The following is a 13,754-nucleotide window of genomic DNA, read 5'->3' as shown; positions in this document are numbered from 1 at the left end:
GACATGAACATCCGATTGGCGCTGACCGGTGCCTGCCTCGCCGCATTCGCACTTCCGGCGCAGGCCGACGAGCTGCGCGACGACGTCATGGCGGACATGCCGGGCCTGATCGAGCTCTATCAGGACCTGCACGCCAATCCCGAGCTGTCGTTTCAGGAATTCGAGACCGCGAAAAAGCTCGCGGCGCGCGCTCGCGCGCTCGGCTTCGAAGTGACCGAGGGTGTCGGCCGGACCGGCGTGGTGGCAGTGATGCGCAACGGCGATGGTCCGACGGTAATGCTGCGCGCCGACATGGACGGGCTGCCGGTGATCGAGCAGACCGGTTTGCCCTATGCGTCCAGGCAAACGGCGATACCGGCCAGCGGGATCGAGACCGGGGTGATGCACGCCTGCGGCCACGACACCCACATGGCCGCGTGGATCGGGGCGGCACAGCTGCTGGCCGAGCGCAAGGATGAATGGTCCGGCACGCTGGTGATGATCCTGCAACCTGCCGAGGAAACCGGCGAGGGCGCGCTCGCCATGCTCGAGGACGGGCTGTACGAACGGTTCCCCAAGCCCGATTACGTGCTCGCGTTCCACGACGCGGCGCAGGCTCCGGCGGGTTTCATCGGCTATTCGAAGGGTTTCGCGCTCGCCAACGTCGACAGCGTCGACGTGGTGATCCCCGGCATCGGCGGTCACGGCGCCTATCCCCACACCACCAAGGACCCGATCGTCATCGCGGCCAGCATCGTCACCCGGCTGCAAACGCTGGTCAGCCGCGAGCTCAATCCGCTCGATCCGGGCGTGGTCACGGTCGGCAGTTTCCAGGCCGGGTCAAAGCACAACATCATCTCCGACGAGGCGCGGTTGCAGATCACGGTGCGCAGCTACACCGACGAGGCGCGCAAGCTGCTGCTCGACGGGATCGCGCGGATCGCGCGCGGCGAAGCGCTGGCGGCGGGCATGCCCGAGGACAAGCTGCCGCGCGTGACCGTGCAGGATCCGTACACCCCATCGACCTACAACGATCCGGATTTCACCGATCAAGTCATGGCCGGATTGCAGGCGCGTTTCGAAGGCCGGATCAAGGAAGTGCCGAGCGTGATGGGTGGCGAGGATTTCGGGCAGTTCCGCCGCGCCGATCCGGACAATGTCCAGTCGCTGATCTTCTGGGTCGGCGGGGTGCCGATGGCGACATGGGAAGCGTCGCAGCGCGGCGAAGCCGAACTGGTGTCGCTGCACTCGCCGTTCTGGGCACCCGACGCGCCGGTCGTGATCGCCACCGCGACCGAGGCGCTGACCGCGGCGACGCTGAACCTGATGCCCGGAAACGGCGGCTAGGTAACGCGCAAAGAACGACCGCCGAAGCAAGGCGAAGCCCGGCTTCGACGGTCGTATTCTCCTCCCCAGGAGAACTGGTGCAAACCGGGGGCGGGTGCGGCTCTTCTATTCGGCGGACGGCACGTAGGTGCCGAGCCGATGGTGCAACGCGTTGATCTTGGCGAGCTCGTCCCGGTCTTCGGTGTTGCGGGCGTGGCTTTCCAGTGCACGGCGCAACAGCTTCATATCGGCGGTCGAAAGCAGGGCGCGGGCGCGCGACGGCTCTCGGCTCTGGGTGTCGGTATCGCTCATCGTCTCTCTCCTGATGGGGATGGAGCTACAGCTCATGGAAGGCTTGGATGGTTCCCGCAAGACCGAGAGTTTCTCGAACTTGCAGGAACCTCCTCTCCAACCGGATCAATCTGCCTCGAATTCGATCCCCATCGCTGTGTTCACGCAGCCTCGAACTGGTTCATGGTGTTGTCCTTGCCGCCCGCCTTGAGCGCGGCTTCGCCGGCAAAGTATTCCTTGTGATCGTCGCCGATGTCGGATCCGGCCATGTTCTGGTGCTTCACGCAGGCGATGCCTTGGCGAATTTCCTGCCGCTGGACGTTCTTGACGTAGCCGAGCATCGCCTGCTCGCCGAAATACTCCCTGGCGAGATTGTCGGTGCTGAGCGCGGCTGTGTGGTAGGTCGGCAGCGTGATCAGGTGATGGAAGATGCCCGCGCGTTTTGCGGCGTCGGACTGGAATGTCCGGATCTTCTCGTCGGCCTGCGCGGCGAGTTCGGTGCCGTCGTAATCCGCGCTCATCAGCTTGTCGCGTTCGAAAGCGGACACGTCCTTCCCGGCTTCGACCCACGCATCATAGACCTGCTGGCGGAAGTTGAGCGTCCAGTTGAAGCTGGGCGAGTTGTTGTAGACCAGCTTGGCGTTCGGGATGACTTCGCGCACGCGGTCAACCATTCCGGCGATCTGTTCGACATGCGGCTTTTCGGTCTCGATCCACAGCAGGTCTGCGCCGTTCTGAAGCGAGGTGATGCAATCGAGCACGCAGCGGTCTTCGCCGGTGCCGGCGCGGAACTGGAACAGGTTCGAAGGCAAACGCTTGGGGGCCATCAGCTTGCCGTTGCGGCTGATGAATACCTGGCCGTTGGTGACATTGGCCGGATCGACCTCCTCGCAATCGAGGAAGGCGTTGTACTGGTCGCCCAGATCGCCAGGCTGTTTCGAATAGGCGATCTGCTTCGTCAGACCGGCGCCGAGCGAGTCGGTGCGCGCGACGATGATCCCGTTATCGACCCCGAGTTCGAGGAACGCGTGACGGATCGCGCGGATCTTCTGCAGGAATTCCTCGTGCGGAACCGTGACCTTGCCGTCCTGGTGACCGCACTGCTTCTCGTCCGAAACCTGGTTCTCGATCTGGAGCGCGCAGGCGCCTGCCTCGATCATCTTCTTGGCAAGGAGGTAGGTCGCCTCGGGATTGCCGAAGCCGGCATCGATATCGGCGATGATCGGAACGACATGGGTTTCGTAGTTGTCGATCGCGTTTTCGAGCCGCTTGGCCTCCATGTCGTCACCCGCTTCGCGGGCGCCGTCGAGTGCGCGGAACATGCCGCCGAGTTCGCGGGCGTCGGCCTGCTTGAGGAAGGTGTAGAGTTCCTCGATCAGCGCCGGGACACTGGTCTTCTCGTGCATCGATTGATCGGGCAGCGGCCCGAATTCGCTGCGCAGCGCGGCAACCATCCAGCCCGAGAGGTACAGGTAACGCTGTTTGGTGCTGCCGAAGTGCTTCTTGATCGATATCATCTTCTGCTGCGCGATAAACCCGTGCCAGCAGCCGAGCGACTGGGTGTAGGCCGCAGGATCGGCATCGTAGGCGTCCATGTCGGCGCGCATGATTCCGGCGGTGTACTTGGCAATGTCGAGCCCGGTCTTGAAGCGATTCTGGATCGTCATGCGCGCGGCGTTTTCGGCGTCGACCGCGCCCCAGCTGGGGCCGTTGGCATCGATGAGCTTGCGCATCTGCGCGATCTGGGTCTGATAGGTCATGAGAGGTCTCCTGCTTGCTTGGGGAGGTGTGAGACCGGTGTGCACTGTTGCAGTGCAACATGACAGGAAAAATTACAGACTTTCTTGTCTGTATCGGGTGATATTCGGCAAATCTTGTGTCATGATGTAAAGTAATTTACAGACCTTTCCCATGGCCGATAACGCACTTCTTGCCGGACCCGCGCTGCGCCGATTGCGCAAGCGCGAAGGGCTCACGCAGGCCGCCATGGCGGCATCGCTCGGCATTTCACCGAGCTACTTGAACCTGATCGAGCGCAACCAGCGCCCGCTTTCCGCGCGCGTTCTTGTCCAGGTGATTGAGCGGTTCGACTTCGATCCGCGCAGCCTGCGCGAAGACGAAGCGATCGGCGGGCTGGACGGCCTCGCCCGGCGCCTGAGCGACGAGCGTTTCGTCGATCTCGGCATCGACCGCGAGGAGGTGCAGGAATTCCTCGCCGCTGCGCCGCAGGCGGCCGCGGCCTTTGCGCGTCTGTACGACAGTGCGGGGAGCCAATCCGGGCACCGCGAGGATCCTGCGGCGAAGGCGCGCGAGGCGGTCGAGCGGTGGCAGAACCACTTCGCCGATCTCGACGAAGCGGCGGAGCAGCTGTCCGACCAATTGCGGCTTTCCAGCAGCGATATCGGTGCCTCGCTGCGCGACCGGCTGCGCGAAAAGCATCAGATCACGGTCCGCATACTCCCGTCGGACGTCATTCCCGGCCTCGTGCACCGGCTCGATCTGCATGCGCGTCAGTTGCAGCTCTCTGAAATGCTGCCCGGCGCGGCCCGGCGGTTCCAGATCGCGCGGCAGATCGGCGCGCTCGAACAGCGCGAGGCGATCGATCTGCTGGTCGCGGGGGCGGGGCTCGGATCGCCCGAGGCGCGCGCCCTGTTTCGCGAGCACGTGACCGATTATGTCGCCGGTGCCTTGCTGATGCCCTATCGCCGGTTTCTGCGCGCGTGCGAGCAGACCGGTTACGATCTCGCGGTGCTTCAGCGCCGGTTCGCTGCGAGCTTCGATCAGGTCGCCCAGCGTCTCACCACGCTGCAGCGGGTCGGCGAGCGCGGTCTGCCGTTCTTCAGCGCCAGGTTCGGCCGGACAGGCCGCATGGTCGCCTTCACGGCAGGCGCGAGCGGCGCGATCTACCCGCTTACCGGGGCGCGGTGGCCGGCCTGGGTGCCCTACGCCGCGTTCGAGAGTAGGGGCACCATGCTGACGCAGGCCGTAACCTTCGGCGAAGGCGAGGCGGCGCCCAAGCACTGGCTCACGATTGCCCGCACGGTCGAGGTCGACGGGGCCGCGTGCTCGGCGCGCAAGGCGATCGTGCTGGGTGTCGAAGCCCGTTTCGCAGGGGAGCTCGCGCAGGCTCGCGGCATTTCGCTCGATCCGCAGGATGCGGTGCCGCTCGGCGTCGGCTGTCCGCGCTGTCGCCGCGCGGATTGCCTTACCCCGGCTACGCCGCGCCTGACGGCCAGCCTCTGACCGACCGGGCGTGCTCTGGAACCTCTCGCCCTGTCCATCATTTTTCCCAAGGGAGGATACGAAATGACAGAAGAACGCATTACCGAACACACCGATGCACAGGGCAACACCCACACCACGCGCACCATAGAAACCGGCGGCTCCGGCGGTGGAATGGCGAAATGGGCATTCCTGCTGATCCTCGTCATCGCGCTCGGGGTCGGGGTTTATCTCCTGACGCAGACCAACAGCGCCGAGATCGCCAAGGATAACGCGATCGCGGACGCTGCTTCCGATGTCGGCGAAGCTGCCGGGCAGGTCGGCGAAGCGGCGCAGGACGTGGCCGATTCGGTGACCGGCGAGTAACCATCGATTAAGCATCGTCTTGCGCTTGCCAAGCGAGCGCGCGGCGGTGCTGTAAAGTTTACCGACACTTAATTTCTGAGGCCTATTGCCGGCGCCAGTGTTCCCCTTGCGAGCAAAGCGCCGACGCGATGATCCGTCTCTTCAAGCATTACATCCCGCATGCCGTTCTTCTGCTCGGCCTGCTGGATTTCGGCTTGCTGATGCTGGCGGGCGAGCTCGCGTGGCAGCTGCGCGCAACTCAGATCGCGACTGACCCAGGCATGCTGTCGGATCGGTGGCTACCGCTGATGGGTTCGGCTGCGGTCGTGTGGCTCGCAATGGTTGCGGTCGGCGTGTACGGACCCAATGCCCTGCGCAGCCTGCGGTTTGCCGGTGCGCGCCTGCTGGTGGCGATCAGCCTCGGGATCATCGCTCTGGCGTTCATCGATTTCCTCATCGGAGGTGAGAACTTCTGGCGCTCGACCCTGCTCTACGCGATGGGCTTCGCGGTGCTGGTGCTGGTTGTCGACCGGTTGCTGCTCAACTCCTTCATCGGGTCCTCCGCCTTTCGACGGCGGGTGATGGTGCTTGGTGCTGGCGACCGGGCGCAGCGCCTGCGCGAGCTCGCCGACCGGCCGGAAAGCGGCTTTGCCATCGCTTCCTATATCGCGATGAGCGAACCCGAACGCGTGGTCGAAGAAGCGATCCCGCGCGAGGCGATCCATGATCTCGGCCGCTTCGTCGAGAACCTCGGCGTCAGCGAGGTGGTGCTGGCGTTGCAGGAACGGCGCAATTCGCTGCCCTTGAGCGACCTCCTGCGGATCAAGACCAAGGGCGTGCACGTCAACGATTTCTCCAGCTTCATCGAACGCGAGACCGGGCGGGTCGATCTCGACACGGTCAACCCCAGCTGGCTGATCTTTTCGGACGGGTTTTCCAGCGGGCGCATGTTCTCGAGCGCAATGAAACGCGTGTTCGACATCGTCGCGAGCCTGCTGCTGCTGCTGCTGACGTTCCCGATCATCGCGATCTTCGCGCTGCTGGTGAAGCTCGACAGCAAGGGACCAGCCTTCTTTCGGCAGAAACGCGTCGGCCTGTATGGCGAGCCCTTTCATCTCATCAAGCTGCGTTCGATGCGCACCGACGCCGAAAAGGACGGATCGAAGTGGGCCGAGGAAAACGACCCGCGCATCACTCGCATCGGTCGCTTTATTCGCAAGGTCCGGATCGACGAGCTGCCCCAAACATGGAGCGTGCTCATGGGGCAGATGAGCTTCGTCGGGCCGCGTCCGGAAGTTCCCGATTTCGTCGACGATCTGCAAAGCGAGATTCCGTTCTACGGCGAGCGCCACATGGTGAAGCCCGGCATCACCGGCTGGGCGCAGATCAATTATCCCTATGGCGCGTCGACCGAGGACAGCCGCAAGAAGCTCGAATACGATCTCTATTATGCAAAGAATTACACACCGTTTCTCGACTTCGTGATCCTGCTCCAGACGGTCCGGGTGATCCTCTGGCCGGAAGGCGCCCGCTGATGCCCGGCGTGTCGATCCTGGCCATCTACGCCGCGCTTGCGGGCTTTCTGGCGGGGGCAGTCCTCAGCGCCGGGGCGGGGCTGTGGATCTGGCGCTTCGGCGACCGCGCCCGCCCGGATCGCCTGGCGGTGCTCGCCGCGTGCGGCCTGACCGCGCTGTGGTGCAGCCTCGTTGCGTCGATCGGCGGCGACGAAGCGGCCGTGGCGCTGGCCGAAACCTCGCGCAACGTCGTGCTCGTGGTGGTCATTTTCTGTCTGTTCTCTGCCGACGGACGGGACGAAAGCCTCAAGCCCACCCGTCCAGTCGTCGTTACGCTCGTCCTGGTCGAGCTGATGCATCCGATCCTGCTGATCTTCGACGGTCGCTTCTCCGGGTTCCCGGAGATCGCGCAGCTCTCTTTCGAGGTGTCCGCCGTCCTCCACATGCTGGTCGCAATCGGGGCGCTCGTGCTGCTCCACAACCTGTATGCCGGAGCGGCTCCCTCCTCGCGGCGAATCCTGCGCTGGAGCGGGATCGGGCTGGCGGGCATTTTCGCCTACGATCTCAATCTCTACACCATCGCCTATCTGAGTGGAGAGGAACCCGAAGCGCTGTTGGCTGCGCGCGGCCTCGTGACCGGTGCGATGATCGGTCTGCTCGCTTTCGGATCGAACGAGGCCGGGGCGGGCATGCAATTCCGGCCGTCGCGGGCCGTGACGTTCCAGACGCTCTCGCTGCTGGTGATCGGCAGCTATCTGCTGGTCATGCTGCTGGTGACGCGGTCGCTCGAAGCGCTTGGAGAAGACATCGCGCGCGCCAGCCAGATGATCTTCCTGGTCGGCGCTATCCTGGCGGCGATCGCGTTCCTGCCATCGGGAAGGGTGCGCGGCTGGTTCAAGGTGACGGCGACCAAGCATCTGTTCCAGCATCGCTACGACTATCGCGAGGAATGGCTGCGGTTCACCCGGACGATCGGTCTGGGGACAAGCGCCAGCCCCAGCTTTCACGAGCGCGCGGTCAAGGCAGTAGCCGACATCACCGACAGTCCGGCCGGACTGCTGCTGGTGCCGAACGAGGAGGCGCAGCTGGAACTGTCGGCGCGCTGGAACTGGCCGATGATCGAAGTGCCGGGAATCGCGGCCGAATACGCGCTGTCCGGTCTGCTCGAGCAGCACAGTTTCATCGTCGATCTCGACGAGGTGCGCGCTGGGACCGATCATCATGGCGAAGTCGCGAATGTTCCGGCTTGGCTGGTCGAGGCGGAGGACGCGTGGGCGCTGGTGCCGCTGATCCATTTCGATCGTCTGGTCGGCACGATCATCCTCGCCCGTCCGCGGATCGAGCGCCGGCTGGACTGGGAAGATTTCGATCTGCTGCGCGTCGTCGGCCAGCAGCTGGCAAGCTATCTGGCGGAACAATCGGGGCAGCAGGCGCTGATGGATGCGAGCCGGTTCGACGAGTTCAACCGCCGGATGGCGTTCGTGATGCACGATATCAAGAACCTTGCGAGCCAGCTTTCGCTGCTGTCCGCCAACGCGCAGAAGCATGCCGACAATCCCGATTTCCGTGCCGATATGCTGGTCACTCTGCGCAAATCATCGGAAAAGCTGACGGCCCTGCTTGAACGGCTCGGGCGTTATGGTCCGGGGCACGCCCAGCAGGTGCGCGAGGTCGAACTGTCGGCGCTCGCGGCGAGCATCTGCGACCGCTTCAAGCGGCTGCATCCCGTCACCCTGGCGCGCAACGATCCCGTCTTGGTCGTCGCCAATCCCGAAGCGCTCGAACAGGCGCTGATCCACCTGGTCCAGAACGCCATCGATGCGAGCGAAGCCGACGTTCCGGTCTGTCTCCACATCGCGCAGGACGGGCTCACCGGCGAGATCGAGATCATCGATTCCGGGCGCGGAATGTCGCCCGAGTTCGTCCGCAGCGGCCTGTTCAAACCGTTCGTATCTTCGAAGGAAGGCGGCTTCGGGATCGGCGCGTTCGAAGCGCGCGAGATGATCAAAGCGATGGGCGGCAGATTGCAGGTCGAATCGCGCGAAGGCGTGGGCACCCGGTTCAGCGTGACCCTGCCGGTTCCCGAGGCCGCCCGCTTGCTGGCCGGTGCGACAGCAACGCAACCCGAAACCAACTCCGAAACCGATGAGGTCGCCTGATGGCTGACAAAAAACCGACTTTGCTCGTGATCGAAGACGACGAAGGGCTGCAGGCGCAGCTCAAATGGGCGTATGACGATTTTGAAGTGGTGATCGCGGGTGACCGCGACAGTGCGATCGCGGCGTTGCGCAGCGAGGCACCGGCGGTGGTGACGCTCGATCTCGGCCTGCCCCCCGACCCCGACGGCACGACCGAGGGCTTCGCGGTGCTGGACACGATCATGGAGCTGAAGCCCGACACCAAGGTGATCGTCGCCAGCGGCCATGGCGCTCGCGAAAGCGCGCTCAGGGCTATCGAGCGCGGGGCGTACGATTTCTACCAGAAACCGCTCGATATCGAGGCGCTTGGCCTGATCGTCCGCCGGGCCTTCAATCTCCACGCGATCGAAAGCGAGAACCGTCGGCTTGTCGCGCATGCCAGCGAGGACAAGACCGTGCTCGGGCGCCTGATTACCGGCGCGCCCGAGATGGTCAAGGTCGCCCGCACGATCGAGCGGGTCGCCTGCACCAGCGTTTCGGTGATGCTGCTCGGCGCAAGCGGGACGGGCAAGGAATTGCTGGCGCAGGGCCTGCACGATTCGAGCGATCGCGGCGATGGCCCGTTCGTGGCGATCAATTGCGCCGCGATCCCCGAAAACCTGCTCGAAAGCGAGCTGTTCGGCCACGAGAAGGGCGCGTTCACCGGCGCGGTGAAGACCACCGAGGGCAAGATCGAAAGCGCGCATGGCGGCACGCTGTTCCTCGACGAGGTCGGCGACATCCCGCTGCCCTTGCAGGTCAAGCTGCTGCGGTTTCTGCAGGAACGCACGATCGAACGGATCGGCGGGCGCAAGAGTATCGCGGTCGACACCAGGATCGTGTGCGCGACGCACCAGGATCTCGAAAAAATGATCGGTGAAGGGACCTTCCGCGAAGACCTGTTCTACCGGCTTGCCGAGATCGTGGTGCGGATCCCGACGCTGGCCGAACGCCACGGCGATGCGGTGCTGCTGGCGAAGGCTTTCCTCAAGCGGTTTTCTGCCGAGATGAACCCTGCGGTGACCGGTTTCGGCCCCGATGCGTTGGCCGTGATCGATTCGCACGATTGGCCGGGAAATGTCCGCGAGCTGGAAAACCGGGTGAAGCGCGCTGTCATCATGGCGGAAGGCAAGCTGGTGAGCGCGGACGATCTCGATCTGGGTCAAAACGACGAGGAGCCGTCCGACGTGCTCAATCTGAAGGCGGCACGCGAACAATCGGACCGGCGCGTCATCCGCCACGCGCTCGCGCGCAGCGAAGGCAACATTTCCAGCACCGCAAAAATGCTCGGGATCAGCCGCCCGACGCTTTACGACCTGCTCAAGCAATACGACCTGCATGCCTGATCGAGGTCGCTCATTCTTCACAGTCGCCCTGGCTGCGGCGCTGCTGTGCGGCTGCTCAGGCGGCGGCGAGCGCAGCAGTGCATCGGACCTATCCGGCAGCGCGGAATTCGTCCGGCTGGTTGAGGATGCGCGCTTTGAAATGCGCGAAGGCAGGCTGGACGATGCGGGCGTGCTGCTCGATCAGGCGCGCACGATCGAGCCGGACAATCCCGGCCTGTGGGTGACCATCGCCCGATTGCGGTTCAGCGGCGGCGAACACCTGACCGCGCTCGAAGCAGCCGACTACGCACTCGAACTCGGTCCCGATTATGCGCCCGCCTTGCTCCTGCGGGCTCAGCTGGTGCGCGATGCGCACGGTCTCGCCGACGCGATTCCCTGGTTCGAATCCGCAGTCGCCGCCGACCCGGCGAATGTCGAGCTGCTGGTCGACTATGCCGCCACGCTTGGCGATCTGGGTCGCTACCGGGATATGCTCGCCATCGTTCGCCGGGCGGCGGAAATCGACCGCACCTATCCGGGCATTTACTATCTCCAGGCCGTGCTCGCCGCGCGTGCCGGGGACCCGGTGCTGGCGCGCAGCCTGCTCGAACGCAGCGGCATGAGCGGGCGCGGCGGGGTCCCGGCGGCGATCCTGCTCGATGCCTTGACCGACCTGCAGCAAGCCAACAACGACAAGGCCGCAGAAACGCTCGATGCGCTGCACGAACGCCAGCCCGGCAATATCCGCGTGCTCGAACTGCTCGCGCAGGCCCTGTGGTTCAGCGGACGCGACCAGGAACTGGTCGAGCGCTTCGGCGCGCGCGCGCTCTCACCCGACGCTTCGCCCTATCTGACGATGCTGGTCGGCCGCGCGCATGAACGGTTGGGCGATCGAGCCGCGGCGGCACCCCTGTTCGAACGTGCTTCGGGCGCGTATCAGGTCCGCCTAACGGTGCTTGGCAGCACGCCTTTCGGGCGCGCCGAATTGCCGCAATCGACCGCAGAGCTGCGCGACCTCGTGTCGGCAGGCGATCTTGCCGGAGCCGGCCGCGTCGCTGACGATCTCTTGCAACGCTTCCCGCTTTCGTCGGATGCGCACGCGCTTGCCGGGGACATTGCATTTGCCGGGGGCGATCCTGAAACCGCGCTCGAACGCTACCGCGTTGCTGCCGCCATCCGGCGACCGTGGCCGCTAACCCGCAAGATCATCGCCGCCTATCGCGCCTATGGTGACGATACCGCGGCGGACACGCTGCTGGCGCGGCACGTGGTTGGCGAACCCAACAATGCCGAAGCGCTGCTGATGCTCGCGGAACGGAGCGCGCAGGCCGACGACTGGTTGCGCGTCGCGGTGCTGCTCGACCACGCGATTGCGCTTGGTGCGGGCAACGATCCCAAGCTGATCGCATTGCGCGCCGATGCCGCTGCCGCGCTCGGGCGCGAGGACGAGGCGCGCGGTTTCGATGCACGACTGCGCGAACTGCGCCCCGGGAACTTCGTAGCCGGCTGAAAGCGGCGGCTCGACTTTTCCCGGTAGGAGGGGCAGGGGCGCGGGCGATGCCAGCACGTCTCGCCCCGCTCGCCGATCCGATGATCGCGGTCCTGATCGCCGCCACGCTGCTGGCGTTGCTGGCCCCTGCGACGGGCGACACGGGCGACACCGCCCGCACGGTCTCGAGCGTCGGCATTTTCCTGCTGTTCCTCGTCAATGGCATGCGCATACCGCGCAGCGAGATCGCCCGAGGGCTGGCGAACTGGCGTTTCTTCCTGCCGCTGTTCGTGTGGGTGTTCGGAGCGATGGCGTTGGCAGGTTTCGGCTTCGCCAAGTTGGGATCGACCCTGCTCCCGCCGATGGTCGCGATCGGCTTTCTCTATCTCGGCACGCTGCCTTCGACGATCCAGTCGGCGACGTCCTACACCAGCCTTGCGGGCGGCAACGTGGCGCTTTCAGTCGTCGGGGCCGCGCTGATCAACATTGCCGGCGTATTCGTGACCGCGCCGCTGTTTGCGGTGCTGGCGGGCGGCACTGCGGTGGATATCGGCAGCGAGACGATCGTGCGCATCGGCGTGATCCTGATCCTGCCGTTCCTGATCGGGCAGGCGGTGCAGGGCTGGACCATCGACAGGCTGGCAGACCGCAAGGCGCAGGTCGCCTGGCTCGATCGGATGGTGATCGGGATCGCGGTCTACGTCGCGTTTTCGGGCGCGGTCGAGCAGGGGCTGGCGACGATGTTTTCGGCCGCGGACTGGGCGGTGCTGCTGGCGCTGGTGATCGGGTTCCTGATCGTCGGCACGTTCGGGGCGTGGAGCGTCGGGGGCTGTGCGGCTATCCGCGCGGCGACCGGATCGCGTTCCTGTTTGCCGGGGCGCAGAAGAGCGTCGCGATCGGCGCGCCGCTCGCCGCGATCCTGTTTCCGCCGGAGGTGGCCGGGTTCGTGATCGCGCCGCTGCTGCTCTATCACCTGCTGCAGCTGGTCTGGGCCGCGCCGATCGCTACGCGCCTGGCTCGGTCGCAGCCGCATTAGCCGCGCGCTCTGCGCGGTTGTGGCGGATCGACCACCACAGCGACAATCCGATAAGCACAGCTCCGATCAGCCCGGTGATCGTTTCCGGGATGTGATACCGCGCCGATACCAGCATGATCACACCGAGGACGATGATCGCCCAGAACGCGCCGTGTTCGAGATAGCGATATTGAGCGAGCGTACCGGTACGCACCAGGTGGATCGTCATCGAGCGCACGAACATCGCTCCCACCGACAGGCCGATGGCGATCACGATCATATTATTGGACAGCGCGAACGCACCGATGACCCCGTCGAAGCTGAAGCTGGCATCGAGCACCTCGAGATACAGGAATCCGCCAAGTCCCGATCGCACGATCTCTCCCGCCGCCTTCTTCCGGGCTTCGCGTTGTTCGATAATCGCCCCGATCGCGTGAACGCCGATGAAGGTGACCAGGCCGAGCAGCCCGGCCGTGAGGAACGTCAGCGCGTCGTCTGGCGTGAGCATGGTGGAAACGCCATAGACCAGCAGCAGGACCAGCCCGATCTCGACTGCCGGCACGCTCGAAAAGCGATTGATCGACTGCTCGAGCGCGTGGATCCAGTGCACATCCTTCTCCTCGTCGAAGAAGAAGGTGAGCCCGACCATCGCCAGGAATGCGCCGCCGAATCCGGCGATCCCGATATGCGCGCCGGAAACGATGCGTTCGTATTCCTCGGGATTGCCGAGCGAAAGCTGCACCGCATCCCACGGCCCGATCTGCGCGGCGATCGAGACGATCGCGATCGGAAACACGATCCGCATCCCGAACACCGCGATCAGGATGCCGATCGTCAGGAAGCGCTGTTGCCACACCGGGTCCATCTCGCGCAGCACGGTGGCGTTGACGACGGCGTTGTCGAAGCTCAGCGAAACCTCGAGGATCGATAGGACGATGACGATCCACAGGACCGAGAGCATGCCGACGATCGAACCCGTGCTGACCCAGCCATACCAGGCGGCCAGCGCGAAGCAGGCCGCCGTGAAGGCGAGCGAAAAGGTGTAGTAGCGCAGGAGCGTTTGCATCGGGG

The 13,754-nt window shown here is 64.8% G+C and carries 10 protein-coding genes and 1 pseudogene; 8 read left to right on the top strand and 3 right to left on the bottom strand.

All coding sequences use genetic code 11. The features are described from left to right. The first annotated feature begins 3 nt into the window (after positions 1 to 3). Positions 4 to 1,326 (top strand): amidohydrolase, encoded by a 1,323-nt coding sequence (locus KDC96_RS05735; protein WP_212451447.1) that lies wholly within the window; start codon positions 4 to 6, stop codon positions 1,324 to 1,326. Positions 1,327 to 1,431: 105 nt separating this feature from the next. Here the strand turns inward: KDC96_RS05735 and KDC96_RS05730 are convergent, their stop codons facing one another. Together KDC96_RS05730 and KDC96_RS05725 are read right to left on the bottom strand one after the other, a co-directional pair. Further along, entirely contained in the window at positions 1,432 to 1,617 is a 186-nt protein-coding gene (locus tag KDC96_RS05730) for a hypothetical protein (RefSeq protein ID WP_212451445.1), read from the bottom strand. A gap of 140 nt (positions 1,618 to 1,757) precedes the next feature. After that, positions 1,758 to 3,356, bottom strand: a complete 1,599-nt coding sequence (locus KDC96_RS05725; protein WP_212451443.1) for an isocitrate lyase — start codon at positions 3,354 to 3,356, stop codon at positions 1,758 to 1,760. Positions 3,357 to 3,507: 151 nt separating this feature from the next. Between KDC96_RS05725 and KDC96_RS05720 the strand changes: the two genes are divergently transcribed. The 7 genes and pseudogenes from KDC96_RS05720 to KDC96_RS05690 all read left to right on the top strand — a co-directional run bounded on the left by KDC96_RS05720 (position 3,508) and on the right by KDC96_RS05690 (position 12,704). Next, on the top strand, positions 3,508 to 4,839 hold the full coding sequence (locus tag KDC96_RS05720) for a short-chain fatty acyl-CoA regulator family protein (RefSeq protein WP_212451441.1): 1,332 nt from the start codon (positions 3,508 to 3,510) through the stop codon (positions 4,837 to 4,839). A 63-nt stretch (positions 4,840 to 4,902) separates the two neighbouring features. Continuing rightward, the gene (locus tag KDC96_RS05715) at positions 4,903 to 5,184 is read left to right on the top strand and encodes a hypothetical protein (RefSeq protein WP_212451439.1); all 282 of its coding nucleotides are present in this window, start codon (positions 4,903 to 4,905) and stop codon (positions 5,182 to 5,184) included. Between the two features lie 128 nt (positions 5,185 to 5,312). Next, positions 5,313 to 6,698, top strand: a complete 1,386-nt coding sequence (locus KDC96_RS05710; RefSeq protein WP_212451437.1) for a TIGR03013 family XrtA/PEP-CTERM system glycosyltransferase — start codon at positions 5,313 to 5,315, stop codon at positions 6,696 to 6,698. Beyond that, entirely contained in the window at positions 6,698 to 8,836 is a 2,139-nt protein-coding gene (gene prsK, locus KDC96_RS05705) for an XrtA/PEP-CTERM system histidine kinase PrsK (protein ID WP_212451435.1), read from the top strand. The genes KDC96_RS05710 and prsK overlap by 1 nt, the downstream gene beginning before the upstream one ends. Then, positions 8,836 to 10,200, top strand: a complete 1,365-nt coding sequence (gene prsR / locus KDC96_RS05700; RefSeq protein ID WP_212451433.1) for a PEP-CTERM-box response regulator transcription factor — start codon at positions 8,836 to 8,838, stop codon at positions 10,198 to 10,200. The genes prsK and prsR overlap by 1 nt, the downstream gene beginning before the upstream one ends. Then, complete coding sequence (locus tag KDC96_RS05695) at positions 10,193 to 11,689, top strand: lipopolysaccharide assembly protein LapB (RefSeq protein WP_212451431.1); 1,497 nt, start codon at positions 10,193 to 10,195, stop codon at positions 11,687 to 11,689. Before prsR ends, KDC96_RS05695 begins: the two co-directional genes overlap by 8 nt. A 47-nt stretch (positions 11,690 to 11,736) precedes the next feature. After that, positions 11,737 to 12,704: pseudogene (locus tag KDC96_RS05690) on the top strand (bile acid:sodium symporter family protein). On the opposite strand, the gene KDC96_RS05685 reads toward KDC96_RS05690, so the two are convergent. Further along, positions 12,673 to 13,749 (bottom strand): DUF475 domain-containing protein, encoded by a 1,077-nt coding sequence (locus KDC96_RS05685; protein WP_212451429.1) that lies wholly within the window; start codon positions 13,747 to 13,749, stop codon positions 12,673 to 12,675. The pseudogene KDC96_RS05690 and the gene KDC96_RS05685 sit on opposite strands and share 32 nt — an antisense overlap. Positions 13,750 to 13,754: the final 5 nt, after the last annotated feature.

Origin of the sequence: Erythrobacter sp. JK5, assembly GCF_018205975.1 — a bacterium.
In the GTDB taxonomy this organism is placed as follows: Bacteria; Pseudomonadota; Alphaproteobacteria; order Sphingomonadales; family Sphingomonadaceae; genus Erythrobacter.
This window is presented reverse-complemented; position numbering and strand designations above follow the sequence as displayed.

What these genes read in the sequence shown, in the direction of transcription:
- KDC96_RS05735 (WP_212451447.1), top strand. Translation starts at nt 4, where the DNA reads ATGAACATCCGATTGGCGCTGACCGGTGCCTGCCTCGCCGCATTCGCA.
- KDC96_RS05730 (WP_212451445.1), bottom strand. Translation starts at nt 1,617, where the DNA reads ATGAGCGATACCGACACCCAGAGCCGAGAGCCGTCGCGCGCCCGCGCC.
- KDC96_RS05725 (WP_212451443.1), bottom strand. Translation starts at nt 3,356, where the DNA reads ATGACCTATCAGACCCAGATCGCGCAGATGCGCAAGCTCATCGATGCC.
- KDC96_RS05720 (WP_212451441.1), top strand. Translation starts at nt 3,508, where the DNA reads ATGGCCGATAACGCACTTCTTGCCGGACCCGCGCTGCGCCGATTGCGC.
- KDC96_RS05715 (WP_212451439.1), top strand. Translation starts at nt 4,903, where the DNA reads ATGACAGAAGAACGCATTACCGAACACACCGATGCACAGGGCAACACC.
- KDC96_RS05710 (WP_212451437.1), top strand. Translation starts at nt 5,313, where the DNA reads ATGATCCGTCTCTTCAAGCATTACATCCCGCATGCCGTTCTTCTGCTC.
- prsK (WP_212451435.1), top strand. Translation starts at nt 6,698, where the DNA reads ATGCCCGGCGTGTCGATCCTGGCCATCTACGCCGCGCTTGCGGGCTTT.
- prsR (WP_212451433.1), top strand. Translation starts at nt 8,836, where the DNA reads ATGGCTGACAAAAAACCGACTTTGCTCGTGATCGAAGACGACGAAGGG.
- KDC96_RS05695 (WP_212451431.1), top strand. Translation starts at nt 10,193, where the DNA reads ATGCCTGATCGAGGTCGCTCATTCTTCACAGTCGCCCTGGCTGCGGCG.
- KDC96_RS05685 (WP_212451429.1), bottom strand. Translation starts at nt 13,749, where the DNA reads ATGCAAACGCTCCTGCGCTACTACACCTTTTCGCTCGCCTTCACGGCG.